This is a genomic window from Labedella gwakjiensis (assembly GCF_003014675.1).
Classification (GTDB): Bacteria; Actinomycetota; Actinomycetes; order Actinomycetales; family Microbacteriaceae; genus Labedella; species Labedella gwakjiensis.
Genome location: NZ_PYAU01000001.1, coordinates 3,156,044 through 3,179,656, shown reverse-complemented (window position 1 = coordinate 3,179,656; position 23,613 = coordinate 3,156,044). Strand labels below are relative to the sequence as shown.

General features: G+C 67.9%; 20 protein-coding genes. 4 read left to right on the top strand and 16 right to left on the bottom strand.

Features of this window, described 5'->3' with window-relative positions; genetic code table 11:
- Positions 1-163: 163 nt before the first annotated feature.
- From CLV49_RS14945 to CLV49_RS14890, 12 genes are all read right to left on the bottom strand, one after another.
- A complete protein-coding gene (locus tag CLV49_RS14945) occupies positions 164-1,162 on the bottom strand; it encodes an FtsQ-type POTRA domain-containing protein (RefSeq protein WP_106564253.1) in 999 nt (332 codons plus the stop codon).
- Entirely contained in the window at positions 1,159-2,568 is a 1,410-nt protein-coding gene (gene murC / locus CLV49_RS14940; RefSeq protein ID WP_106564252.1) for a UDP-N-acetylmuramate--L-alanine ligase, read from the bottom strand. Before murC ends, CLV49_RS14945 begins: the two co-directional genes overlap by 4 nt.
- Before the next feature lie 39 nt (positions 2,569-2,607).
- A complete protein-coding gene (locus CLV49_RS14935) occupies positions 2,608-3,699 on the bottom strand; it encodes a UDP-N-acetylglucosamine--N-acetylmuramyl-(pentapeptide) pyrophosphoryl-undecaprenol N-acetylglucosamine transferase (protein ID WP_106564251.1) in 1,092 nt (363 codons plus the stop codon).
- Positions 3,696-4,946, bottom strand: coding sequence for a putative lipid II flippase FtsW (gene ftsW, locus CLV49_RS14930; protein ID WP_106564250.1), 1,251 nt, complete (start codon positions 4,944-4,946; stop codon positions 3,696-3,698). Before ftsW ends, CLV49_RS14935 begins: the two co-directional genes overlap by 4 nt.
- On the bottom strand, positions 4,909-6,465 hold the full coding sequence (gene murD / locus CLV49_RS14925; protein ID WP_424978188.1) for a UDP-N-acetylmuramoyl-L-alanine--D-glutamate ligase: 1,557 nt from the start codon (positions 6,463-6,465) through the stop codon (positions 4,909-4,911). The genes ftsW and murD overlap by 38 nt, the downstream gene beginning before the upstream one ends.
- Positions 6,462-7,553, bottom strand: a complete 1,092-nt coding sequence (mraY, locus tag CLV49_RS14920) for a phospho-N-acetylmuramoyl-pentapeptide-transferase (protein ID WP_106564248.1) — start codon at positions 7,551-7,553, stop codon at positions 6,462-6,464. Before mraY ends, murD begins: the two co-directional genes overlap by 4 nt.
- The gene (locus tag CLV49_RS14915; RefSeq protein ID WP_208019768.1) at positions 7,547-8,959 is read right to left on the bottom strand and encodes a UDP-N-acetylmuramoyl-tripeptide--D-alanyl-D-alanine ligase; all 1,413 of its coding nucleotides are present in this window, start codon (positions 8,957-8,959) and stop codon (positions 7,547-7,549) included. Before CLV49_RS14915 ends, mraY begins: the two co-directional genes overlap by 7 nt.
- Before the next feature lie 46 nt (positions 8,960-9,005).
- Positions 9,006-10,784, bottom strand: a complete 1,779-nt coding sequence (locus tag CLV49_RS14910) for a peptidoglycan D,D-transpeptidase FtsI family protein (RefSeq protein WP_106564247.1) — start codon at positions 10,782-10,784, stop codon at positions 9,006-9,008.
- 29 nt (positions 10,785-10,813) lie between these two features.
- Complete coding sequence (ftsL, locus tag CLV49_RS14905; protein WP_106564246.1) at positions 10,814-11,380, bottom strand: cell division protein FtsL; 567 nt, start codon at positions 11,378-11,380, stop codon at positions 10,814-10,816.
- Complete coding sequence (gene rsmH / locus CLV49_RS14900; protein WP_106564245.1) at positions 11,377-12,330, bottom strand: 16S rRNA (cytosine(1402)-N(4))-methyltransferase RsmH; 954 nt, start codon at positions 12,328-12,330, stop codon at positions 11,377-11,379. The genes ftsL and rsmH overlap by 4 nt, the downstream gene beginning before the upstream one ends.
- A 100-nt stretch (positions 12,331-12,430) precedes the next feature.
- A complete protein-coding gene (gene mraZ, locus CLV49_RS14895; RefSeq protein WP_106564244.1) occupies positions 12,431-12,862 on the bottom strand; it encodes a division/cell wall cluster transcriptional repressor MraZ in 432 nt (143 codons plus the stop codon).
- Between the two features lie 262 nt (positions 12,863-13,124).
- The gene (locus CLV49_RS14890; protein ID WP_106564243.1) at positions 13,125-13,523 is read right to left on the bottom strand and encodes a DUF3040 domain-containing protein; all 399 of its coding nucleotides are present in this window, start codon (positions 13,521-13,523) and stop codon (positions 13,125-13,127) included.
- Positions 13,524-13,601: 78 nt separating this feature from the next.
- Here CLV49_RS14890 and CLV49_RS14885 point away from each other — a divergent pair, with 78 nt between their 5' ends.
- Positions 13,602-14,699: a polyprenyl synthetase family protein gene (locus CLV49_RS14885; protein WP_106564242.1), complete on the top strand. Its 1,098-nt coding sequence runs from the start codon at positions 13,602-13,604 to the stop codon at positions 14,697-14,699.
- A gap of 46 nt (positions 14,700-14,745) precedes the next feature.
- Here CLV49_RS14885 and CLV49_RS14880 read toward each other — a convergent pair whose 3' ends face one another.
- Positions 14,746-15,087, bottom strand: coding sequence for an Rv2175c family DNA-binding protein (locus CLV49_RS14880; protein WP_106564241.1), 342 nt, complete (start codon positions 15,085-15,087; stop codon positions 14,746-14,748).
- Between the two features lie 186 nt (positions 15,088-15,273).
- Between CLV49_RS14880 and CLV49_RS14875 the strand changes: the two genes are divergently transcribed.
- A complete protein-coding gene (locus CLV49_RS14875) occupies positions 15,274-16,254 on the top strand; it encodes a LysM peptidoglycan-binding domain-containing protein (protein ID WP_106564240.1) in 981 nt (326 codons plus the stop codon).
- Between the two features lie 181 nt (positions 16,255-16,435).
- Positions 16,436-18,352: a Stk1 family PASTA domain-containing Ser/Thr kinase gene (gene pknB / locus CLV49_RS14870; protein ID WP_243696543.1), complete on the top strand. Its 1,917-nt coding sequence runs from the start codon at positions 16,436-16,438 to the stop codon at positions 18,350-18,352.
- A 69-nt stretch (positions 18,353-18,421) separates the two neighbouring features.
- On the opposite strand, the gene CLV49_RS14865 is transcribed toward pknB, so the two are convergent.
- From CLV49_RS14865 to CLV49_RS14855, 3 genes are all read right to left on the bottom strand, one after another.
- Positions 18,422-19,750 carry a class II 3-deoxy-7-phosphoheptulonate synthase gene (locus CLV49_RS14865; protein WP_106564238.1) on the bottom strand — a complete coding sequence of 443 codons (1,329 nt, stop codon included), beginning with the start codon at positions 19,748-19,750 and terminating at the stop codon, positions 18,422-18,424.
- A gap of 165 nt (positions 19,751-19,915) precedes the next feature.
- Complete coding sequence (locus CLV49_RS14860; RefSeq protein ID WP_106564237.1) at positions 19,916-20,602, bottom strand: lysophospholipid acyltransferase family protein; 687 nt, start codon at positions 20,600-20,602, stop codon at positions 19,916-19,918.
- Between the two features lie 27 nt (positions 20,603-20,629).
- The gene (locus CLV49_RS14855; protein ID WP_106564236.1) at positions 20,630-21,592 is read right to left on the bottom strand and encodes an ROK family glucokinase; all 963 of its coding nucleotides are present in this window, start codon (positions 21,590-21,592) and stop codon (positions 20,630-20,632) included.
- 172 nt (positions 21,593-21,764) lie between these two features.
- Between CLV49_RS14855 and CLV49_RS14850 the strand changes: the two genes are divergently transcribed.
- On the top strand, positions 21,765-23,591 hold the full coding sequence (locus tag CLV49_RS14850) for an AMP-dependent synthetase/ligase (RefSeq protein ID WP_106564235.1): 1,827 nt from the start codon (positions 21,765-21,767) through the stop codon (positions 23,589-23,591).
- The last annotated feature ends 22 nt before the right edge of the window (positions 23,592-23,613 follow it).

Below are 23,613 nucleotides of genomic sequence, written 5' to 3'. Positions count from 1 at the left end.
CAGCCTCCGGTGAGAACTTTCAACCTCAGGTTTAGGTTTAAAGTTATGCTCAGTATGCATTTCCTGATTCAGACGTTACGGCCGGGACCCACCCCAACACGCCCACTCGACAGCGTGTCGCGAGATGGATGCGCGGATTGATCCGGGAACGGCGACCCGATGGTCAGCGAGGGTCGATGACGACCGATTCCGGGCTCGAGACGTCGTAGCGGCTCACCGACTCCGGCGGATACGCCGCCATCAGCTTCTCGAGCGCCGCGGCCTTCACCGCGGAATCCTCGGCGCTCCCCCAGGCCACGACGGCTCCGCTGTCCGCGAGAGTGAGGGTCACGTCGTCGACGGTCGTCGCCGTGACCTCGTCGACCGTCGAGAGCACGTCGTCCGGGAGGGATCTGAGCACCGAGGCGGCGGCGGAGAAGCCCTCAGACGACGAGTCGCCGTCGAAGACCATCAGCGGATACCCATCGGGTCGCTCCGGGCTCGTGGACAGCACGACTCCCGCGACGTCCACGAGGTCGAAGGCGTCGCCCGCCGCGATCACCCCCACCGGGCGCCTCTCGACGATCCGGATGACGAGGGTGCTCGGCGGCCGGGACTCGACCGAGTAGCTCTGAACGAGCGGGTACTGCACGAGAGCGGCCTTGATCGCGCTCTGGTCGACGAGGGGCAGCGGCGTCCCGATCTGGCTGTCCAGGTCCCGAACGATCAGATCGGAGCTGACCAACCGTGCACCCTCCACCTGGACCTCACGCACCGCCATGATCGGCGTGTACGACACTCCGACGCATGCCGCCGCGAGGACGAGCACCCCTCCGACGGCCGAGAGCCACACGATGCGGCGTCGTCTCGACGAAGCGGTAAAACGCCGGACCTCCTCGCGTTCACGCCGGCGTCGCGCGCGCGCCGCCCGCCAGACGCTCGTCGCAGGGTCGCCGGGAGACGCAGCCTGACCGTCGAGTGGCTCCTCGCGCGCCGGCACTCCATCCACCGGGAGGGGAATGGGAGCGGTGAGCTGGTCCAGGTCGTCTTCGCGGTCACGCCCGAAGCGACCGAAGAGACCTCGGGTGCGAGTGCCGGCCGCGTCGGGCGTCGTCTCCGGCTCCTCCGATGCCGACGGACGATTCGACGCCGCCGGGCGGGGGATGCCGGAGGGCCGCTTCACCGCGAGTTCTCCGGGTGGACCTTCTCGAGGGAACCGAGCAGCTGCGGGACGATGCGGTAGACGTCGCCGCAGCCGAGCGTGACGACGTAGTCGCCCGGACGGGCGATCTCGGCCACGCGGTCTGCGGCGGCCTGCCAGTCGGCGATGAAGTCGACATGGTCGGCGTCGGCGAATCGTTCGGAGACGAGGGCGCCCGTGACACCGGGCTCCGGGTCTTCGCGGGCACCGTAGACATCGAGGACGATCGTGTGGTCCGCTCGCGATTCGAGCACGTGCGCGAACTCCGTCGCGAACAGCCGGGTGCGGCTGTACAGGTGGGGCTGGTGCACCGCGATGATCCGCCCGTTCCCGACGACCGTACGGGCGGCCGAGAGCGCGGCGTCCACTTCCGTGGGGTGGTGGGCGTAGTCGTCGAAGACGCTCACGCCGTCCACCGTGCCGTGGAGCTCGAACCGACGCTTCGTTCCGCCGAAACCGGCGATCGCGTCGAGGACCTTCTGCGGATCGAAGCCGAGACCGGTCAGCACCGCGAACGCTCCGGCCGCGTTGATCGCGTTGTGGCGACCGGGAACGGCGAGGATGCCCGTGTAGCTCGAGCCGCCGGTGCTGATCGTGAAACGGACCGGTCCGTCGGTGACGATGTCATGGACGCGCACGTCGGCGTGCGGGTCCTCGCCGAACGTCACGACGCGGTCGTGCGTGAGCCGACCGGTCACGGCGACGGCCCCTGGATCGTCGGAGGAGATCACGACGAGCTCTCCGGCAGCGTCGGCGAAGTCGACGAATGCCTGCTGGAACGCTTCGAGGGAGCCGTAGTGGTCGAGGTGATCGGGGTCGACGTTGGTGATGAGCGCGACCGCGGTGTCGTAGAGCTGGAACGAGCCGTCGGACTCGTCGGCCTCGACCACGAAGAGTTCTCCGGAGCCCCACCCCGAGCTCGTCCCGAGCGTCTCGATCACGCCGCCGTTGACGAAGCTCGGATCGGCCTCGAGGGCGAGGAGCGCCGTGACGATCATGCCCGTCGATGTCGTCTTGCCGTGAGCGCCCGCCACCGACACGAGTCGGCGCGAGCGGGTGAGCCAGGCGAGGGCTTGCGAGCGGTGCAGCACGGGGATGCCGCGCTCCCGTGCGAGGAGATACTCGGGGTTGTCCGCCCAGAGAGCGCCCGTGACCACGAGAGTGTCGGCGTCGCCGACGTTGGCCGCGTCGTGTCCGATCGTGACGACGGCTCCCATCGCCCTGATCGCCTCGGTCGCGGCGGACTCTCGCGAGTCGGACCCCGACACGGTCGCCCCTGACTCGATGAAGAGCTTCGCGATACCGCTCATCCCGGATCCGCCCACCCCGACGAAGTGCACGGCGCCGAGGTCCACGGGGATCTCGAGTGAGAGGTCAGGCTTGATCACGACAATCTTCTTTCTGATTCGAGACGAGCTTGGACGAGCTCAGCGACGTCGTCCGCGGACGGCACGGGACGCCTCGTCGATGAGGTCCAGCATGCGGGCGTTCCCATCGAGGGTGCCGGCGTGGCGCGACTGCACGGCCATGTCGTGCACGCGCACATCGTCGGCGAGCAGGGGAAGCAGCACAGAGTTTACCCACGCCGGCTGGAAGTCGGCGTCGGCCACGAGCACCGCTCCGCCGGCGTGGACGGAGTCGCTCGCGTTGTAGCGCTGCTCACCGTTCCCCACGGGGTACGGGATGTAGACGGCCGGGATGCCGAGAGCGCTCAGCTCGCTGACGGTGGCGGCACCCGCCCTGGACACGGCGAAGTCGGCGACGGCGAGGGCGAGGTCCATCCGATCGCAGTAGTCGACCACGTGGTAGTGATCGATACCGGGATCCGTGAACTCGCTCGACCGTCCCACGATGTGGACGATCTGCCATCCGGCCTCGATCACCGAGGGTGCGGATTCCGCGATCGTGGTGTTCAACCGACGGGCACCGAGCGACCCTCCCGTGACGAGGAGAGTCTTGCGCTGCGGCTCGAGACCGAAGAAGTCGATCCCCTCGCGCCGAGCGCCGTCGCGATCGATGTTCTCGATCTCGCGTCGGAGCGGCATTCCGACGAATCGCGAGTGGCGCAGGCGGGTGCCGTGGAATGCCACGCCGACGAATCGCGTGTAGAGCACGCCGAGGCGGTTCGCGAGACCGGGGCGAGCGTTCGCCTCGTGGATGATGAGCGGCACGCGGGCGCGACGAGCCGCCACGTACGCGGGTGCCGATGCGTAGCCGCCGAACCCGACGACGACATCCACGCCGCGACGGGTCATGATCTCGGTGGTCGAGGCGACGGCCCGACGGAAACGCCCTCCGAAGGACAGGCTCGACCCGTTGAGCCGCCGGGGGAACGGGAGCTTCGGGATCGTCTCGAGCTCATAGCCACGAGCCGGAACGAGCCGGGCCTCGAGCCCCTCGGCGGTGCCGAGGACGATCACGGTCGCATCGGGGTCTCGCGCGGTGAGTGCGTCAGCGACCGCGAGAAGCGGATTGACGTGGCCGGCGGTGCCGCCGCCGGCGAACAGATAGGTGGTCATCGGAATGATCCTCTTCCTTGCATGGCGAGCGTCGCCCGCCGACCCTCGTGGCGCGCGAACGACAGGACGATGCCCACGGCCATGAGAGATGTGATGAGCGCCGTGCCACCGGCGGAGATGAAGGGCAGCGGTACACCGAGCACCGGGAACACCCGGAGCACGACGCCGATGTTGACGAACGCCTGTCCGATGATCCACATGAGGACGGCGCCGGTCGCCGTCCGGACGAAGGGATCGTCGGAGGATCGGATGACCCGGAGGAAGGCGACAGCGAGGAGGACGAACATGAGCAGGAGCACGACGGCCCCCACGAGCCCGAGCTCCTCCCCCACGATCGCGAAGATGTAGTCGTTCGACGCCGCGGGGAGCCAGTCCCACTTCTCGACGGAGTTGCCGAGCCCTACACCGAAGAGGCCGCCGTTCGCGAGCGCCCACGTGCCGTGGAGCGGCTGCCAGCAGACGCCCTCGTAGTCGGAGCACTCGGCGTCGAGGAAGCTCATGAGTCGGTTCATCCGGTTGGCGCTCGTGCCGACCGCTACGGCCGCTCCGATTCCGGCCAGGATCATGACCGGGATGAGGATCCTCCAGCGGACCCCGGCGAAGTAGAGGGCCGCGAACACGATCGAGGCGAGGATGAGGACGGTTCCGAGATCGCGGCCCAGCAGGACGAGCCCGATCGCGAGTCCACCGATCGGGACGACCGGGATGAGGGCGTGCCTCCAGTCGGTGAGGAGCTCACGCTTGCGCGAGAGGACGAACGCGAGCCAGACCACGAGGGCGAGCTTCACGAACTCGGAGGGCTGACCGGAGATCGATCCGATCCTGATCCAGTTCCGGTTGCCGTAGTCCTCGATGCCCAGAGGCGAGAACACGAGGGCCTGCAGCGCGATCGCCACGAAGATCGCCGGCCAGGCGATCTTCTTCCAGAACTCGAGCGGCATCCGCGACATCACGAGCATGAGCGGGACGCCGATCACGGCGTAGGTCGCCTGCTTCCAGAAACCCCCGAAGAAGCCTTTGTCGTCCGTCCAGGACTCGATCGATGACGACGACAGGACCATGACGAGACCGAACACCACGAGGAAGAGGGTGACGCCGAGCAGCAGCAGGTAGTTCGACGAGTCGGCGAGGGCCAACCGGCCGAGGGAGATGCGCGCGGAGGCCGGACGTGTGTGATCCGACCGTTCCACCCCGAGCGCCTGTGCCGTGTCAGTCCGCGTCCGGGGTGTGCGTGGTGGGGCGCTCATCCGCGTCTCCTCCCACGAGATCTGCGACGGCGGCGGCGAAGAGTCGTCCGCGCTCCGCGTAGTCGGTGAATTGGTCCATCGAGGCCGCCGCCGGTGCGAGGAGAACGGTGTCTCCAACGGCCGCGATGCCGCTCGCCGCCTCGACGGCCCGCGGCATCACCTCTCCAGTGTCGGCGGCGGACACCTCGATCACGGGGACGCCCGGCGCGTGTCGTTCGAACGCGCCGACCACGGCTGTCCTGTCCTGCCCGATCACGACGGCGGCACGGACGCGATCCGCGTGCTTCTCGACGATCGGCGCGACGTCTATCCCCTTGAGGAGGCCTCCGACGATCCAGACGACGGAGGGGAACGCGGACAACGAGGCGTCCGCTGCATGCGCGTTCGTCGCCTTCGAATCGTCGACCCATGCGATGCCGTCGATCACGGCGACGGTCTCGATGCGGTGATGGTCGAGGGAGAACGCGGCCAGGGTCTCGCGGATCTGCTCCGGCGTCACTCCGGCGGCGCGGACGAGTGCGCTCGCAGCCAGGACGTTCGCGACCACGTGCGGAGCCGCGAGACCGCGCGCGGCGAGGGCGTCGATCGTCGTGATCTCGAGCGCGCTCGTGAAGCGGTCCTCGAGGTACGCCCGATCGCACAGGATCCCGTCGACGATGCCGAGGTCGCTCGGACCGGGGACGTCGAGTCCGAAGCCGATCGCCCGAGCACCCTCGACGACCTCCGCCTCCTCCACCATCCGTCTCGTGGCGGGGTCGGCACGGTTGTAGACGCATGCCACACGGGTGTTCGCATAGACGCCGGCCTTGGCGTCGCGGTAGGCCTCGGCCGAGCCGTGCCACTCGAGGTGGTCGTCGGAGAGGTTGAGACAGACGCTCGCGAGAGGTGTGACGGGCTCGGGTGACGTCTGGCGTGCCAGGTAATGCAGCTGGTGGCTCGAGAGCTCCACGACGAACACGTCGAAACCGCCGGGGTCGCGCACGGCGTCGAGGACGGGCACACCGATGTTTCCGCACGGCGCTGCACGCAGCCCGGCCGTCACGAGCATCGACGCTGCGAGCTGGACAGTCGTCGTCTTGCCGTTCGTGCCCGTCACGAGGATCCACTCGGCCGGCGTTCCGGTCTTGTCACGGAGCCGCCAGGCCAGCTCGATGTCGCCCCAGAGCGGCAGGCCCTCGTCTGTCGCCCAGGTCACGAGCGGGTGGTGCGGCGGGTATCCCGGCGACACGACGACGAGATCGGCGTCGAACTCGACGAGTTCCTCCGGAGCTCCCTGCGAACCGCCGAGGAGGAGGCGTGCACCGATCACGTCGAGCAGACGGCCGCGCTGCGGATCCGCCTGTTCAGCGACGACGAGCACGTCGGCGCCGAGTTCCACGAGCGTGTCGGCGACGGAGAATCCCGTTGCGCCGAGGCCCAGGACCGCGACGCGGAGACCCCGCCAGTCCGCGTTCCAGCTCGTGAGAGTCGTCAGCCTCGCGTCCCGCTCGGCCGATCCGGTCGACACGGCAGCGGTCACCGCAGGATCCACTCGAGGTAGAAGGTCCCGACGCCGGCAGCCACGAGGAGACCGCCGATGATCCAGAACCGTGCGACCACCGTCACCTCGGCCCATCCCTTGAGCTCGAAGTGGTGGTGGATCGGGGACATCAGGAAGATGCGCTTGCCGTGCGTGATCTTGAAGTAGGCGCGCTGAACGATCACGGAGCCGGTCTCCATCACGAAGAGGCCACCGATGAAGACGAGGAGGAGCTCGGTGTGCGTGAGGATCGCGAAGGCCGCGATAGCACCGCCGAGGGCGAGCGACCCGGTGTCGCCGAGGAAGATCTGCGCCGGCGTGGTGTTCCACCACAGGAAGCCGATGAGGGCGCCGACGATGGCAGCGGCGACGATCGCGAGACCGAGGGGGTCCACCACGTCGTAGCACTTGTACGCCACGTCGTCTCCGACGATTCCGAAGCACGACTGGTTGTACTGCCAGAAGCCGATGATGACGTACGAACCGATGGCGAAGATCGACGCCCCCGTGGCGAGGCCGTCGAGCCCGTCCGTCACGTTCACGCCGTTCGAGGCCGCCGTGACGATGAGCGCCGTCCACAGCAAGTACAGGGCGATACCCACGACGGTGCCGAAGACGAGGAAGTCGATGGGGAGGTCGCGCACGAACGAGATCGCCGTCGAAGCGGGCGTCACGCCCTCCGGGTTCGGGAAGCTGATCGCGAGGACGGCGAAAGACACGGCCACGATGAGCTGGCCGACGACCTTCGCCCAGCCGCGCAGACCCAGCGACCGCTGCTTGCGCGTCTTGAGGAAGTCGTCGACGAAGCCGACGAGACCGAGGCCCACCATCATGAAGAGCACGAGCAACGCGGCCGTGCTGATGCGGTCCCCGGTGATCAGCATCGCGGTGAAGTAGCCGAACAGCACACCGATGATGATGATGATCCCGCCCATCGTGGCGGTGCCCTTCTTCGCGTGATGCGACTGCGGGCCGTCATCGCGGATGAACTGCCCCCACCCGAGCCGTTTGAAGAGGCGGATGAAGAGCGGGGTGAGGAAGAGCGAGAATGCGAGCGCGAGCGCGCCGGCGGTGAGGAGTGCTACCACGAGAACAATTCTCCCAGTCGATCGCCGAGATGACGGAGACCCGCCGAGTTGGAGGACTTCACGAGGACGGTGTCGCCCGATCGTAGCTCGTCCGAGAGATAGGCGTAGGCCTCGTCGGCCGTCTCCACGAAGACGGACTCGCCGTCCCACGATCCCTCGTTGATGGCGGAGATGTGGAGCCGTCGCGCATCCGTTCCGACCACGACGAGACGATCCACACGGAGCCGGACGGCGAGGAGTCCGATGCGATCGTGCTCGTCGCCGGCGAACTCGCCGAGTTCTGCCATCGTGCCGAGGACGGCGACACGGCGCCCCTCCGGCGGGGTCACGACCGCGAGGGTCTTGAGCGCGGCGGCCATCGAATCGGGGCTCGCGTTGTACGCGTCGTTGATGATCGTGACGTCGTCCCGGCCACCGAGCACTTCCATGCGCCAGCGTTCGGCGCGGGTGACCGTCTCGAGGCCCGTGACGATGTCGTCGATCGGCACGCCGAGTTCCGTCGCGACGGCCGCAGCGGCGAGGGCGTTCGACACGTGGTGCTCTCCGAGGACCTTGAAGCGCACGTCGCGGCTCTCCCCCGACGGGAGGATGAGCGTGAACCGCGTGCCCGACCGGTCGGAGTCGATGTCGACGCCACGGACGTCGGCCGCATCGGCGAGCCCGAAGGTCACGACCCGGGCCGACGTGAGGTCCGCCATCGCAGCGACGCGGTCGTCGTCCAGGTTGAGCACGGCGACGGCCGTCTCCGGGAGCGTGGTCACCATGGCCGACTTCTCCGCGAACGTCTCCTCGAGGCCGCCGAACCCGCCGGCGTGGGCGAGGCCCACCTTCAGGACGACACCGATGTCCGGCGTCGCCATGCGCACCAGTCGAGCGATCTGCCCCGGCCCCGACGCCCCCATCTCGGACACGAGGTACTCGGTGCCCTCGGTGACGCGCAGCATGGTCGTCGGGGCGCCCACAGCGTTGTTGAAGGAGTTCTTCGGCGCGACGGTCTCGCCTCTCGGCGAGAGGATCGCCGCGAGCAGGTTCTTGGTCGTGGTCTTGCCGTTGGATCCCGTGATGCCGATGACGCGGAGCTCCCCACGGGCGCGGACCTGCGCGACCACGTGGGAGGCGAGGGCTCCGAGCGCCGCGACGGCGTCGGGGACGATGATCTGGGAGATCTCATCACCGACGCCGTGCTCGACGATCGCGAGCCGCGCACCGCGCTCGAGGGCGACGCCGACGAAGGCGTGGCCGTCCGTCGTCTCGCCCGGCTTGGCCACGAAGACGCCTCCAGCGACGATCTCGCGGGAATCGGTCTCGACGAATCCATCGACGGTGTCGTCGATGGCGTCGCCGTTCCGCAGGACGAGCCGCCCCGACAGCACGGTGGCGACGTCGCCGAGTGTCATGGTGATCACCGGTCGGTCCTCCTCGATCGGCTCCGGGCGGACCTCGCGCGGAACATCAGTAGGTCGTCGGCAGGTCGGGCGACGGTTCGGTCGACGGTTCGACCCGGTAGGTCTTCAGGACCTGGGTCATGATCTGTTGGAACGTCGGTGCCGCGGCTGCCGAAGATCTGATCTTAGTCGGGTTCGAGATGTGGACCGAGACGATGTACTCGGGGTCCTCCGCCGGAGCCATACCCGTCATCGAGACGACGTACGTGTCCTTCAGCCCTCCGGAGCCGTCGCCCTGTTCGGCCGTTCCGGACTTCGCAGCGACCCGGTATCCCGGGATCTGAAGGGTGTCGCCGAAGTGCCCATCGGTGACGACGCTCTCGAGCATCTGGACCACCTGGTCTGCGGCGCTCTCGGAGACGACGCGCTCCTCGTGCTGTTCCGGAACCTCGCTGACGGTGCCGTCGGCGTTCTCGCAACCCTCCACGAGCGTCGGGTCGACCTTCACTCCGCCGTTCGCGAGTGCCTGGTACGCGCTCGCGATCTGGATGGGCGTGGCCGAGAGGCCCTGGCCGAACATCGTGGCGTAGTACGTCTGGTTGTCCCACGTACTCGGGTTCGAGAGGATGCCGGACGATTCGGCGTCGAATCCGATCGAGGTCGTGTCCCCGATCCCGAATTTCTTGAGATAGTCGTAGCGCTCCTGGGGCGTGAGCGCCTCGCCGAGCTGGGAGATGCCGGTGTTCGAGGATTCGGCGAGCACCCCGGTGAGCGTGAGCTTCATCGGGCCGTGCGGCACGGAGTCCTTGATGCGGGCGCCGTTCTGCGGGTAGTACCACCCGTCGGCGACGACCTTCGTGCTCGGCGTGGCCTTCCCCGAATCGAGGAGCATGGCCGCGGTGAGAGCTTTGAACGTCGAGCCGGGTTCGAACGGCGCGGTGAAGGAGAGCGCCTGCCGGTAGTACTCCTCGGTTCCCCCGACGTTGCCGGGGTCGACGGAGGGGTACTGGGCGATGGCCCGGATCTTCCCGGTCTTCGCCTCCATGATCGTCACGGTGCCGGAGTCGCCTCCCGTCGCGACCACCTGATCGGCGATCCTCTGCTGCGCGAACCACTGCAGGTCCCGGTCGATGGTGAGCTTCAGGGTCCCGCCGTCCTTCGCCTCGACGACCGTCTCGGTCGACCCTGGCAGGATCACGCCGTCCTTCCCCCGCTGGAAGGTCTGGGTGCCGTTGATCGACGCGAGGCAGTCGTTCTGTGCCTTCTCGAGCCCCTGGAGCGGAGTGCCGTCCGAGCCGACGAAGCCGAGGACGTTCCCGGCCACGGCACCGTTCGGATAGATCCTGCCCGGGTGCTTCTGGGAGTACAGCCACGGGATGTTCAGGGCGCGAAGCTCCTGATAGGCGTCGACGTCGACGGAACGCTTCACGAAGGCGAACGTCGACGACGGATTCGCTGCAAGGGCGTCCTCGACGAGTCCGAGGATCTCCTCGGGTTTCTGCCCCGTGATCGCGCCGATGTCGCCGGCTGCCTGCTCAACGGTCACCGCGACCTTCTCACCGTCCTCCGTGGTCCGGGTGAAATCGGTGACATTGCTCGGATCCATCGTGATGTCGTAGCGCATGACGCTGCCCGCGAGAACGTTTCCGTTCGTGTCGACGATCTCCCCGCGCGTTCCGTAGACGGTCGACTGACTCGCGGTCTTCGACGAGGCGACCAGACGCAGCTGGTCGGCCTGGACGACCTGGATGTCGACGAGCCTCACGACGAAGGCCCCGACGACGGCGAGGACGCAGACGATGGCGAGGGCCATGCGACGGCGGCTCGATCGGGTGTGCTGGGGCATTGATGGTCCTTCCCGGTCCGGCTCGCCTGTCAGTGGGTCTTCGGCGAGGGCAGTCCGTCTTCGAAGGTTACGGGCGGGGTCGACGCATCCTCAGCAGGCGCGCCCTCGTCCGTCGGAGCCGTGACGGCTCCCGGCAGCGCATCGGCGGCCGAGTTGCCGACGTACTCCGTGGGGCCGAGCGGGATCGACGACGCCGCCCCGGCCTCGCCTGGCTGGCCGAGGACGGCGCCGTCCGAGAGCCGGAGGTAGGCCGGAGTGGAGTTGATGACCATCCCCATGTCCTGGGCCGCCGACGCGACGTACTGCGGCGACGAGAGCGTCTCGAGCTCTTCGGAGAGCGACTCCTTCTGGTAGCCCAGCTGAGTGATCTGCGAGCGGAGGCTCGAGACCTCGTAGGCTCCGTGACTGAGGGCGACGCTCATCAACAGCTGCGCGATGAAGATGACGCCGACGCCGCCGACCGTCCAGAGCGCGTAGGAGAGCTTCGGCCGCGCCTTACGGGCTTCACGCGCCGGAACGGCACGCAGGGGTCGGCGAGCCGGCTGCTTCCGCTCGGGGGCGACCGCTGGTCGTCTCGCGATGGCCGGTGTGCTCATGTGGTCCCCCTGGTTCGTTCGGCCGCTCGGAGCCGCACGGGTGTCGCTCGCGGATTCGCCGCGCGCTCGTCGTCGCTCGCGATCTCCGCTCCCCTGGTCAGAAGCCGGAACTCCGGACGGTGTTCCGGGAGCTCCACCGGCAGACCGGCCGGAGCAGTCGATCGGGTGACGGCCTGCAGGGCGCGCTTGACGATGCGGTCCTCGAGGGACTGGTACGACATCACGACGATCCGACCCCCGACGGACACGCGTCCAAGGGCCTCGGGAATCGCGTCCTCGAGAACACTGAGCTCGCGGTTCACCTCGATCCGCAGCGCCTGGAAGACCCGCTTCGCGGGATGGCCGGCCCGCGACAGCGCTGCGGGGGTCGCCTCCTGCAGGATCGCGACGAGCCGCTCGGATGTCTCGATCGGAGCCTCCGCCCGTGCCGCGACGATCCGCTGCGCGTACCGGGCTGCGAGCCGCTCCTCGCCGTACTGATGGAAGATGCGGCGGAGGTCGCGCTCCTCGTAGGTCGCGATGACCTCGGCGGCCGTCGCTCCGGACGTCTGGTCCATCCTCATGTCGAGCGGAGCATTGCGCGAGTAGGCGAAGCCCCGCTCGGAGCGGTCGAGCTGGACCGACGAGACACCGAGATCGAAGAGGATGCCGTCGACGGTCTCGATATCGAGCGACTCGAGGGCGTCTCCGATGCCGTCGTAGACGGTGTGCACGAGATCGATACGGTCGCCGAAGCGTGCGAGCCTCTCGCCGGCGATGCCGAGCGCGTCTGTGTCGCGGTCGAGCCCGACGAGATGGACCTCGGGGAATCGTTCGAGCATCGCTTCGGCGTGACCGCCCATGCCGAGCGTCGCGTCGACGACGACCTTGCGGCCGACACCGATCGACGGGGCGAGGAGTTCGAGGCATCGCTCGAGGAGGACGGGTGTGTGGAGGGGCTGGGGTTCCATGGGTCCGGGGCCGAAGCTCCTGGGATCTGATCCCCATCCGTATGACCTGGCTCCGGGGAAGTGGAGTCAGGGCCGACGGCTGGGAGTCGGACCGCAGGTGCTAGAAGAGGCCGGGGATCACCTCCTCGGCGGTCTCGGAGAACGCTGCCTCCTGCTCGGCCAGGTAGGTCTCCCACGCGGCGGCGTCCCAGATCTCGGCGCGCGAGCCCGCACCGATCACGACGAGGTCGCGGTCGAGGGACGCGTAGGTGCGCAGCGATGCGGGCACGGTCACGCGGTGCTGCTTGTCCGGGGTCTCGGCCGAGGCGCCGGAGAGGAAGACGCGCAGGTAGTCGCGAGCCTGCTTGCTCGTGACGGGGGCCTGACGGATCTTCTCGTGCAGCGCCTCGAACTCGCGAGTGCTGAACACGTAGATGCAGTTCTCCTGCCCTCGTGTCATGACCACTCCCCCCGCGAGTTCGTCTCGGAACTTGGCCGGAAGGATGATGCGTCCTTTGTCGTCGAGCTTGGGGGCGTAGGTGCCGAGGAACATGCGCACCCCCTGTCAGATCCGGCCGATCTTACGATTGCCTCCACTTTACTCCACAATCATCCACATATCTACGAGAAGGCCGCCTACGACCCCGATCTGGGGACAAGGATCCCCGGAATCACGGGCGAATCGGTGGTGGAGGGAAATGGAGCGTCTTGGGCCGAAACCGTCCGTGCCCAGGCACGAAAAAAGGGGCCGATCCGAAGATCGACCCCGTGAGGGAGGACAGTGGAGGAATGGCGGCTAGCGCCGCCAGAGACCCCTAGCCGTTGCCGTCGTCCTGACGGCGCTCCCATCGTGAGTTCAGTTTGTCCATGAAACCGCCGGACGTCGCCGCGCCCGTCTGGCGTCGCGGCGCCGTGAAGATGTCGCGTGCATCGCGGGGTGCACTCTTCGACCCGCCCTTCGACGGCGAGATGGCCACCATCACTCCGGCGAGCATGACGGCGAAGGCGATGATCCCGACGAGGGGGATGCGGAGGACGACACCGAGGACGAGGCCGGCGACCCCCACGAGCGCGATGAGGGCTCCGATGGCGATCCCCCGGTAGCTCGGCTTCCCTCGTCGACCACCGACGGTCGAGACGAAGTCCGCGTCGTTGCGGTAGAGGTTTCGCTCCATCTCGTCGAGGAGTCGTTGCTCCTGTTCAGACAAAGGCATTGTGTTCCCCTTTTGAGCTACGGCGAAGCCGAGGTGATCCTCAGATTCTAACCGCCGAGCGATGGCTAGGCTAGGTGCGTGATCGAGAGTGGACGTCTTCCTGAACTTGTGCAAGACCGGATCGATGCATTCGTCGATTCCCGCACATCGATTCTCGCTCCGCTGGGTTCCGATGCCCTCGACTTCGCCGCTGTTTCCCGGGAGTTTCTCAGGGGTGGCAAGCGCTTCAGGGCGCTGTTCTGCTGGTGGGGCTGGCGGGCTCTCTCCGGCTCCCCGAACACGGACCCCGACGCCGTGGCGGCGATCGTCGCGGCCGCATCGTCGCTCGAGATCTTCCACGCCGCCGCACTGGTTCACGACGACATCATCGACAACTCCGACACCCGCAGGGGTGCGCCGGCGGCTCACGTCCGATTCTCCTCGACACACAGGTCGTCGTCCTGGCGCGGCGATGCCGATGCCTTCGGCCGGTCCTCGGCGATCCTCCTCGGAGACCTCCTGCTCGGGTGGAGCGACGAGCTCCTCGACGAGGCACTCGACGCTCTGCCCGATCGCGCCGCCGCCCGCACCGCCCGGCTCGAGTTCAACAGGATGCGCAGCGAGGTGACGGCCGGCCAATACCTCGACATCCTGGAGGAGCAGGCCTGGGCATCGCGCAGCGAGGCCGAACAGCTCGAGGCCGCATGGAGGGTCATCCGGTTCAAGTCGGCCGGGTACAGCATCGAGTCCCCGCTCGTCCTCGGCGCAGCCATCGCCGGCGCAGCGCCGCGCGATCTCGACGCGGTGCGCGCCTTCGGCCTCCCCCTCGGCGTCGCATTCCAGCTGCGCGACGACGTGCTGGGAGTATTCGGAGACGCGTCCGTCACCGGCAAGCCGTCGGGGGACGACCTCCGCGAAGGCAAGAGGACCGTGCTCATCTCCTTGACGCGCGCCGCCCTGCCGTCGGCGCACGTGCGGATCGTCGACGAGCTCCTCGGCGATCCCGATCTCGACGAGGCCGGCGTCGCCTCCCTGCAGGCGACGATCCGTGATTGCGGCGCCCTCGATCAGGTCGAGGACCTCATCCGGTCGCACACGGCCGAGGCGCTCGCGGTACTCGAGAGCCTCGACATCGACGACGAGGCCAGGAGATCACTCCGGACCCTCGCGACAGCCGTCACCGTTCGGCAGGCCTGAGGAGGGATTCCTGCCGAGAGCCCGACGAAGGGTCGGTCGGGTCCGCTCAGGCGAGCGACTGGGCCACGCGACGGACCTCGGCCTTGCGCCCCGCGAGCAACGCGTCGATCGGCGCAGCCCCGAGGAGGTCGTCGACTCCGAGCATCCACGCCATGGCCTCGTCGTCGGAGAAGCCGTTGTCGCTCAGCAGCGTGACCGTTCCACGGAGAGGGCCGAACGGCTCGTCTCCGTCGATGAAGACGGCCGGTACCTTCAGCACTCCGTCGATCCGCACAGCGAGCAGGGTGCGCTCTTCGACGAGACGACGGACGCGGCTCGGGGTCGTGCCCAGGCGGTCTGCGACATCGGGGACCGTCAACCATTCCCGAGCGGAATACACATCGTTCACATCGAGAGTCTGCCACGGCGATCAGGTGGATCCAACCCGTCGCGCGGACGCCCGCCCCTCGACGAGATCGGCCATCCCCGTCAGCGGATGCCTTCTCGTCACACCAGTAACACCAGCCACACTGGTTGACTCGTCCATCCATATGTGACAGCGTGGCGTCGATCTGACCTACTTTTGGGGGACACGATGACCGTCATCCGCACCGCGGCCAAGGGACTGCCCTTCGCCCTCGTCGCCGCCCTCGCGGCGTCTCTCCACCCGGGTTCGCCGGCCGCAGCCGCTGCGCCGTCCTCCCCCTCTCCCCACGGGAACCTGCCGTCTCGGTCGACCCCGCCGCAGACCACGGTCGTCGCGCCGGTCGTCAAGACGGCGACGCCGCCCACCTCGTACACGGTCGTGTCGGGTGACACGGTGTCGGGCATCGCGGCCCGCTTCGGTCTGGACGTGAAGACCGTGCTCGCGGCGAACGGCCTCGGCTGGTCGTCCGTGATCTTCCCCGGGCAGAAGCTGGTCCTCGCGCCGGCAGCCGCCTCGCCTGCTCCGGCTCCCGCGCCCTCGACTCCCGCATCCGCCGATCGCGCCTACGACGTCATGAGCGGCGACACCCTCATCGGGATCGCGAAGAAGCACGGTGTGAGCCTCGATGCGATCCTGTCGGCCAACGGCCTCACTCGCGGCAGCATCATCTACCCGGGTCAGACGATCGTCATCCCCGGTGCGGCGGAGTCCAGTCCGGCACCGGCGCCCGCACCGGCACCTGCACCGGCAACGACGCCCCTGACGGCCGAGATGCGCGGCAACGCGTCCACCATCGTCGCCGTCGGGCGCTCAATCGGCGTCAGCGACGCCGCACTCGTCGTCGCCCTCGCCGCCGCCATGCAGGAGTCCAGCCTGCGCAACATCGATCACGGTGACCGCGACTCGTTGGGTCTGTTCCAGCAGCGCCCCAGCCAGGGATGGGGTACGGCGGAACAGATCACCGACCCCACGTACGCGGCCACCGCCTTCTTCGTGGGAGTGCAGGGGAAGACCCTCGGGCTGCTCGACATCGACGGCTGGGAGTCGATGTCGGTGACGCAGGCGGCCCAGGCCGTCCAGATCTCCGCGTATCCCGATGCCTACGGCAAGTGGGAAGCATCGGCGCGAGCCTGGCTCGCCGAGCTCTGATCGCCCGTCCGTCCTCTCGGCGCGAGAGCTCCGTTGCTCTGGCGTCCCTGCCGCGGTCCTGCGCACCGTCGTCCCCCGTTGCGACTCGCGGAGGATCACGGTCAGAAGACGATCGAGGCGGATGCGCCGTTTCCCCGTGTTCATTCCCGTCCCGCGCGGTGACGCTCCCTAGAATTCAGTTGTGACGACTGGCCAGCAGACCGACCCGATGATCGGCCGTCTCATCGACGGCCGATACCTCGTGCGTTCTCGCATCGCCAGGGGAGGCATGGCCACGGTCTACCTCGCGACGGACCAGCGTCTCGAGCGGCGCGTCGCCATCAAGATCATGCACGGGCACCTGTCCGACGACTCCACGTTCAAGAACCGGTTCGTCCAGGAGGCCCGCTCGGCTGCCCGCCTCGCGAATCCCCACGTGGTCAGCGTCTTCGACCAGGGCCAGGACAGCGACATGGCCTACCTCGTGATGGAGTACCTCCCGGGCATCACCCTGCGTGAGCTCCTCTCCGAGCGCGGCACCCTCTCGGCCCAGCAGGTCGTCGACATCATGGACGCCGTGCTCACCGGACTCGCCGCGGCACATCGCGCCGGCATCGTGCATCGGGACGTCAAACCGGAGAACGTCCTCCTGGCCGACGACGGCCGCATCAAGATCAGCGATTTCGGGCTCGCACGTGCCGCGAGCGCCAACACCGCAACAGGGCAGGCCCTGCTCGGCACGATCGCGTACCTCTCCCCCGAACTCGTCACACGCGGCATCGCCGACACACGCAGCGACATCTACGCGCTCGGCATCATGATGTACGAGATGCTCACGGGCGAGCAGCCGTACAAGGGCGAGCAGCCCATGCAGATCGCCTACCAGCACGCGAACGACTCGGTGCCACGTCCGAGCGCGCGCAACGCCGAGGTTCCCGACGAGCTGGACGACCTCGTCCTCTGGGCGACGGAGCGCGACCCCGAGCAGCGGCCGGCCAATGCCGGAGAGCTCCTCGAACGGCTGCACGAGATCGAACGGCAGCTGGGGTTCAGCGTCTCCGTGAGCAGCCAGTCCACGACATTCCTCCCGCCTCTCCCTCTCCCGGGCGGCTCCGAGCTCACGACGGTCCTCACCGGACCCGCGACCCGGACGGATGCCCCGGACGACGATGCGACCAAACTCACCACGCGCACTGCCAGGCGTCGGCGAAAAGGGTTCGCGCTCTTCCTCGTCGTGCTCCTGCTCGCCGCACTCGCCGGCGGGACGGGTTGGTACTTCGGTTCGGGACCGGGCTCCCGCGTCCAGGTCCCGAGCCTCTCGAAGCAGGACCCCGCCGCGGCCGAAGCTCGGCTGACGGAGCTCGGATTCGAGGTGGCCACCGCGCAGGAGTACAGCTTCGACATCGAGGAGGGACTCGTGACGCGGACCGATCCGGGTCCCGGCACGTTCGTCGACAAGGACGGCACCGTCACGCTCTACGTCTCCCAGGGGCGCCAACCCGTCTCGATCGGCATGCTGCAAGGGGCGACACTCGCCGAGGTGCAGGAGTTCGCCGAGGCGAACAGGCTCACCCTCAACGAGGCGACCCAACAGTTCTCGGCCGACGTCCCGAAGGACGTGGTCATCAGCGTCACCGACGCGGACGGGACCGATTTCGTCAAGGAGGCCGGGACTGTGCTGCAGGGCGCCACCCTCGACGCCGTCGTGTCCGTCGGGGGCGTCCCCGACGTCGTCGGCCAGGGCCAGAGCACCGCGCGAAACGATCTCGAATCGGTGGGACTCACCGTCAACGAGACGAACCAGCAGGAGTTCAGCGACGAGTTCGAGAAGGGACAGGTGATCCGTGTCATCGTCCCGGAGGGCCCGCTGCACCCGAACGACTCGGTGACACTCGTGGTCTCGAAGGGTCAGGACCTCGTCGAGGTCCCCGACGTGACGGGAAAGACCATCGCCGACGCGAAGGCGACCCTCGAGGACCTCGGCTTCGTCGTCGACATCCAGACGGCCGTGCCCGAGGATCTCTGGGGCGAGGCTCTCTTCTCGATCGTCTCGCAGGACCCTGGCGGCAACACCTCCATCAAGCGAGGATCGACCGTGTCGATCACCGCCAACCTCTGACGCGGAAACACCGGTTCAACGACAGACGCCCCGGAACTCGTTCCGGGGCGTCTGTCGTTCGACGGGTGATCAGGCCTGCGCGAGCTCCTCCGCCACGAGGAAGGCCAGCTCGAGCGACTGCATGTGGTTGAGGCGCGGGTCGCAGAGCGACTCGTACCGCGTCGCGAGGCTCGCCTCGTCGATGTGCTCCGAGCCGCCGAGGCACTCGGTGACGTCGTCTCCCGTGAGCTCGACGTGGATACCACCCGGGTGGGTCCCCGCCGCGCGGTGGGCCTCGAAGAAGCCCTTTACCTCGTCGACGACGTCGTCGAAACGACGCGTCTTGTAACCCGTGGGCGTGGTGAGCCCGTTGCCGTGCATGGGGTCGGTGACCCACAACGGCGTCGCGTCCGAGGCCTTGATCGCCTCCAGCAGGGGCGGAAGCGCGTCACGGATCTTGCCGGCGCCCATGCGCGTGATGAACGTGAGCCGCCCAGGCTCGCGGTTCGGGTCGAGCTTGTCGACGAGTGCCAGCATGTCGTCTGGCGTCGTCGACGGCCCGAGCTTCACACCGATCGGGTTGCGGACCCGGGACAGGAAATCGACGTGAGCCCCGTCGAGCTCGCGGGTGCGCTCGCCGATCCACACGAAGTGCGCCGACGTGTTGTACGGCGTTCCCGTCCGGGAGTCGATCCGGGTCATCGGACGCTCGTAGTCCATGAGCAGACCCTCGTGTGCCGTGTAGAACTCGACGCGCTTCAGCTCGTCGAAGTCGGCTCCGGCCGCCTCCATGAAGCGGATCGCCTTGTCGATGTCCTTCGCGAGCTGCTCGTAGCGCTGGTTCGCGGGGTTCCGAGCGAATCCCTGGTTCCAGGAGTGCACCTCACGGAGGTCGGCGAAGCCACCCTGCGTGAAGGCCCTGATGAGATTGAGCGTCGACGCGGCGGTGTGGTACCCCTGCACGAGTCGCGACGGGTCCGCGCGTCGGGACTCTGGTGTGAAGTCGTAGCCGTTGACGATATCGCCACGGTAGGCGGGGAGGGTGACGCCACCGCGCGTCTCCGTGTCACTCGATCGCGGCTTGGCGAACTGTCCGGCCATACGGCCCATCTTCACGACGGGCATCGACGCACCGTAGGTGAGGACGACGGCCATCTGCAGGATCGTCTTCACGCGGTTGCGAATCTGATCGGCTGTGGCACCGGCGAACGTCTCGGCGCAGTCTCCGCCCTGGAGCAGGAAGGCCTGACCGCTCGCCGCACGCGCGAGGCGGTCCCGGAGATTGTCGACCTCTCCAGCGAACACGAGGGGCGGAAGAGTCGCGATCTCTGCGGAGGCGGCGGCCACGTCGGTGCTCGAGCCCCACTCGGGCTGCTGCTTGATGGGCAGCTGACGCCAATAGTCGAGACCGGCGATCACAGAATCGTCAGGCGTCACGACTGGTTCCGTCAGCTGGGTCACGAGGGTTGTTTCCTGATCGTCGAGCGGGCATGGAGATGCCCGGGTATCGGGTGGGTTTCGACCGCCAGCCTATCTCGAATCGCGAGGGACCCGGCCGACCATGACGACGGCCGCGCGGAAGCCTCAGCGCGCGGGGCTCGGCTTGTTCTTCATGGTCGTGGCGTAGACGTCCACATACTCCTGGCCGCTCAGGCGGTTGAGCTCGTACATGAGCTCGTCCGTGATCGATCGGAGCACGAAACGGTCGCCCTCGAGCCCCTCGAAGCGGGAGAAGTCGAGCGGCTCGCCGATGATGATGCCCGGGCGGCGGAGCTTCGGGAGGCGCGTGCCGATCGGCATGACCTTCTCGGTGTCGATCATCGCCACCGGCACGATCGGGACGCCCGCCTCGAGAACCATCCGCGCCACACCCGTGCGCCCCCGGTACATCCGGGCGTCCGGGCTGCGCGTACCCTCCGGGTAGATCCCGAGGAGTTCACCTCGGCCGAGGACGCCGAGGCCGGTGTTCAGGGAGGCTTCCGACGCCTTGCCGCCCGAGCGGTCGATCGGAAGCTGACCCGTCGCACGCATGAACGTCCGGGTGAGCCAGCCCGTGAAGCCCGTTCCGGTGAAGTAGTCGCTCTTCGCGAGGAACGAGATCCGCCTGTCGAGGTAGAGCGGGAGGAAGACGGAGTCGATCACCGAGAGGTGGTTGCTCGCGAGGATGACTCCGCCTGTGCGCGGGATGTTCTCCGCGCCGACGACCCATGGCCGGAAGAGGGCCTTCATCAGGGGTCCGGCGACGATGTGCTTCATGAACCAGTAGAACACGGTGATCCTTCGCTCGACTCTGTCGCTCTAGATCCGCGCGCCGCGGAGACGCCGCTCGGCGCTGATGCGGGCGAGGTCGGCCGCGCCGACCACACCGGCGTCGTTGACGAGCTCCGCGATGGTGAACTCGGGCACGGGGTGATACCCACGGGCAGGCACGTGGTCGATGTACGCCTGGCGGATCGGCTCGAGGAGCAGGTCGCCCGACTGGGCCACCCCTCCTCCGATCACGAACAGCTGCGGGTCGAGGATCGCACCGAGGCTCGCGCTCGCCTCGCCGATCCAGCTGCCCACCTGTCGGAGGGCGGCGAGCGCGCCGCCGTCGCCCGACATGATGAGCTCGGAGAGGACCTGCCCGTCGAGAGGAGCCACCGACCGCCGATCGGCGAGCGCCTGGCCGATCCCGCCGGCGTCGGCGAGCTCGTTCGCGTAGCGGAGGAGCGCGCGGCCCGACGCGTACTGCTCGATGCAGCCGCGCTCACCGCAGCCGCACGGCAGCCCGCCGGGTACGACCCTCATGTGGCCGATCTCCGCGCCGACGCCGAACCCGCCGCGGAACAGCGCGTCTCCGATGACGATCGCCCCGCCGACCCCCGTGCCGATCGTCAGCATGACCATGTCGCTCACGAGGCGACCGGCGCCGAATCGGAACTCCGCCCAACCCGCCGCGTTGGCGTCGTTCTCGATGACGACGGGGAGACCGAGCCGCGCGGTCAGCTTCGCCTCGAACGGCTCGTTCCGCCAGCTCAGGTTGGGGGCGTAGTAGACGGTGGACTGCGCAGCGTCGATGAAACCGGCCGCCGCGACGCCGACACCCGCGACGTCGTGTCCCACCGCGAGCTCCTGCACCATGGCGACCACAGCGTCCTCGATCGCGGTCGACGACGAGGCAGGCGACGGTACGCGCGCCTCGCTCACGATCGTCCCGTCCTCGTCGACGAGTGCTCCGGCGATCTTCGTTCCACCGATGTCGATTCCGATCGCGAGCACGCGCTACTACCTCCAGGACTGTCCTTGCAGCGCCCATCAGCTGGACGCGCGACCTCCCCGAGTGTATGCGGAGCGCCGCATGGGCGCCATCGACGACCCATCGGCGCCGTGTCGCGGGCGCCGACCGGCTTAGGATGGGGTGACAATCGCTCGCGCCATCAAAGGAGTTGACGTGGAACAGTTCGTCGCACCCGCCGTCGTCCCAGCCGACCCTCAGGCCAACGCCACCGACCTCCTGGTCGATCGCGTCGCCGCGACCCCCGATGGAGCGTTGTTCGCCGTGCCGCGCAACGGCGACTGGGTGGACGTCTCGGCGAAGGAGTTCCACCGTCAGGTCATCGCGCTCGCGAAGGGACTCGTCGCCGCGGGGATCGAACCCGGCGACAAGATCGGCTTCATGTGCAAGACCCGCTACGAGTGGACGCTCGTCGACTTCGCAACATGGTTCGCGGGAGCGATCCTCGTGCCCGTGTACGAGACGAGCGCGCCGAGCCAGGTCCACTGGAACCTCACCGACTCCGGCGCCGTCGCGATGATCGTCGAGACGGCCGAGCACTTCTCGCGATTCGACGAGGTCCACGGCGACCTCCCCCTCATCCGTTCGGTGTGGCAGGTCGATCTCGGAGACCTCGACAAGCTCGCCGCGTCGGGAACCGGGGTCTCCGACGAGGAGATCGAGCGCCGTCGCTCCCTCGCCACCGGCGCCGACATCGCGACCCTCATCTACACGTCGGGGTCGACTGGGAAGCCGAAGGGCTGCGTCCTGACGCACTCGAACTTCGTCGAACTCTCGCGCAATGCCGCTGTGGCCATGAGCGACATCGTGCACCCCGGCGCTTCAACCCTGCTCTTCATCACGACTGCCCACATCTTCGCCCGGTTCATCTCGATCCTCGCCGTGCACGGCGGCGTCAAGACGGGTCACCAGCCGGACACGCGACAGCTCCTGCCCTCGCTCGGCTCGTTCAAGCCGACGTTCCTGCTCGCCGTCCCGCGCGTCTTCGAGAAGGTCTACAACTCGGCGGAGCAGAAGGCCGAAGCCGGAGGCAAGGGGAAGATCTTCCGGGCGGCCGCCGACGTCGCCGTCGCGTACAGCAAGGCTCAGGAGGCCGGGTCAGTACCCCTCGGGCTGAAGCTCAAGTTCCGCCTCTTCGACCGTCTCGTGTACAGCAAGCTGCGCACGGCGATGGGCGGACGCGTCGAGTACGCCGTGTCGGGATCCGCGCCGCTCGGCCCTCGCCTGGGCCACTTCTTCCACAGCCTCGGCATCGTGATCCTCGAGGGCTACGGGCTCACCGAGACGACGGCTCCGGCAAGCGTCAACCTCGCCGACAGGTCGAAGATCGGCACGGTGGGCCCGGCCCTCCCGGGCGTCGGCATCAGGATCATGGACGACGGCGAGGTCGAGGTCTCGGGCATCAACGTCTTCCGCGAGTACTGGAAGAACCCGGCGGCGACGGCCGAGTCCTTCGACGGCGAGTGGTTCAAGACGGGCGACATCGGGTCGTTCGACGCGGACGGTTTCCTCACCATCACGGGCCGCAAGAAGGAGATCATCGTCACGGCCGGCGGCAAGAACGTGGCTCCCGCGGCTCTCGAGGACCCCATCCGCTCGAACCCGGTGGTCGGCCAGGTCGTCGTCGTTGGAGATCAGAAGCCGTTCATCGCAGCCCTCATCACGCTCGACCCCGAGATGCTCCCCAGCTGGCTCGAGAACAACGGGCAGGACAAGGCCCTCACGCTCGAGCAGGCCTCCACGAACCCCGTAGTGCTCGCGGAGATCCAGCGGGCGATCGATGCGGCCAACACGAAGGTGTCGCGTGCGGAGTCGATCCGGAAGTTCGTGGTGCTGCCGACCGAGTTCACGGAAGCCTCCGGACACCTCACGCCGAAGATGAGCATCAAGCGCAACGTGATCCTCTCGGACTTCGCCGACGCCATCCAGGGCATCTACACGGTCACTCCCCCGCCGACCCAGGGCGTCTCGACCGTCGGCTGACAGATTCGTCCGACGCGAGGAT